Source organism: Flavobacterium sp. (assembly GCF_035760125.1).
Lineage (GTDB): Bacteria > Bacteroidota > Bacteroidia > Flavobacteriales > Flavobacteriaceae > Flavobacterium.
In genome coordinates this window covers 1-2,181 of the sequence record NZ_DASTTN010000187.1, presented here as the reverse complement: position 1 = coordinate 2,181, position 2,181 = coordinate 1, and the positions used below count along the sequence as shown (strand labels likewise).

The 2,181-nt window shown below is 31.7% G+C and carries 3 protein-coding genes; all 3 read right to left on the bottom strand.

Features of this window, described 5'->3' with window-relative positions:
- Positions 1 to 188 (bottom strand): nitrilase-related carbon-nitrogen hydrolase (locus VFS71_RS07015; RefSeq protein ID WP_326400212.1); only part of this gene is annotated, 188 nt, incomplete at its 3' end.
- 148 nt (positions 189 to 336) lie between these two features.
- Positions 337 to 1,191 carry a hypothetical protein gene (locus VFS71_RS07010; RefSeq protein ID WP_326400211.1) on the bottom strand — a complete coding sequence of 285 codons (855 nt, stop codon included), beginning with the start codon at positions 1,189 to 1,191 and terminating at the stop codon, positions 337 to 339.
- Positions 1,192 to 1,370: 179 nt separating this feature from the next.
- Entirely contained in the window at positions 1,371 to 2,132 is a 762-nt protein-coding gene (locus VFS71_RS07005; protein WP_326400210.1) for a succinate dehydrogenase/fumarate reductase iron-sulfur subunit, read from the bottom strand.
- Between the last annotated feature and the right edge of the window lie 49 nt (positions 2,133 to 2,181).

The following is a 2,181-nucleotide window of genomic DNA, read 5'->3' as shown; positions in this document are numbered from 1 at the left end:
ACAATCGTTTCTCCTTGCATGGTTTCAGCAACAGCACTGGGTTGCATCGTAAAGCCCGAAGTAAACATTTCAGGAAAAACAATTAAATCAACACTTTCGGAAATGGCATTGATTTTTTCTCCGAGTTTTTTTCTGTTTTTTTCTGGGTTTTCCCAAAGCAATGACGATTGTATAAGTGCGAGTTTCATTTTGAATACTTTGCTGTTACACAAAGATACGCAAAGATAAAAAGAGATTCACAAAGGTTTATATAAACAAAAAACGCATCCCAATGAAGGAATGCGTTATTTAAACTTTTCAACTTCTGGTGTTGACCTTTAACTTTATGATTTATGATTAGTAATAATAATAGTTCATCGTCGTTGTATTGGAAGGACTTGTACTCCCTACATAATAATATTTTTCTACAGCTTTTACAAGATTATTATTTTTATCATAAGTATTTTCAAATACAATAGTTGCTGTGAGCTCATCATTATAAGAATCATATACACTTACTTTTTTTCTATTATTAATAGAATATTGATTTCCTAAAGCGTATCTAAATGCATCTGGTTTTATTGAAGATAGATAATTATTTCCATTGTCATATTCAATTTTATAATACTCGTCTGAGAAACCAGTGCCTGGCGCTTCATAACGAATTAAATTCCCTTTAGAATATTCAAAAAATTCTTCATTATCAACATCTGAGACATCAGAACACTCAGCTGTTTCAGAATTAGTAATTTGAATATAATGTTTTATTGAAGTTAGCTCCAAACCTGAATAGGAAAAACTAATTCTATCCATTGAATTCGTTAAAACATCCGAATAAGTTTCTTTTCTTTTAATGCAAATGTTGGTAACTAATCCGTTAGTGTATTCGAGCGAATTCACTTGCTCTATTAAATCAGAAGGGCTTGATATGTAGTATTCCTTTAAATCCCAACTAATCATTTTATTAGAAGAGTCATAATTAAAATTTGTTTGATAAGATTTCGAAATGTCTTTTATAGTTAATTTAGAAATGTCTCCCGAACTGTTATATTCATAATCACTTGTTTTTATTACCACACCGTTTTGAATTTCTTCAACTTTTTTTATTCTGTTTGTAGCAGACGATGTGTTTTGTGAATCATCTGTTGCTGAATCATTAGAACAACTTATTAAGAACGAGGTAATCAACAATATTAGGAATTTGTTTTTCATATAAAGGGAATTGATTTTTATAGACAATATTGTCTTTTTATTAATTTTGTAAACAACTATGTACAAATATTAAAATTATCTACTTTAAATACAAACAAAATGTTAATTTTTTTTGTGTTTTTTACAAAAAAAAGTCCCAATAAATTGAGACTTTTTTGATATAAAAAATATTTGAAGTGCTATTTCAAACTTGCAGATAGATACTCTCTGTTCATACGAGCAATGTTCTCAAGTGAAATTCCTTTTGGGCATTCGATTTCACAAGCTCCAGTATTGGTACAGTTACCAAAACCTTCTTCGTCCATTTGACGCACCATGTTCAATACACGGTTTGTAGCCTCCACTTTTCCTTGTGGCAACAATGCATATTGTGAAACTTTTGCTCCAACAAATAACATTGCAGAACCATTTTTACAAGTTGCCACACAAGCACCACAACCGATACAAGCTGCTGCTTCAAATGCCTTATCAGCATCGTCTTTAGGAACTGGAATAGTATTTGCATCGATAGTATTTCCAGAAGTATTCACCGAAACGAATCCTCCAGCTTGTTGAATTCTATCGAAAGCTGTTCTGTCTACAATCAAATCCTTAATTACAGGAAAAGCTACAGAACGCCAAGGCTCTATAACGATAGTATCACCGTCATTGAACATTCTCATATGTAATTGACAAGTAGTGATCCCAGTATCTGGTCCGTGTGCACGTCCATTGATATACAAAGAACACATTCCGCAAATTCCTTCACGACAGTCGTGGTCAAATGCAATAGGTTCTTTTCTTTCGTTTACTAATTGTTCATTCAATTGGTCTAACATTTCCAAAAATGAACTAGCCGTAGAGACATCATTCAATTTGTATGTTTCCATTTTTCCTTTTTCTTTGGAGTTTTTTTGACGCCAAATTTGAAGGCTTATGTTGATATTTTTTGCTGCGCTCATAATTTTTTTATTTGTAATTTCTTGCGGCTATTTTAATAAACTCGTATTT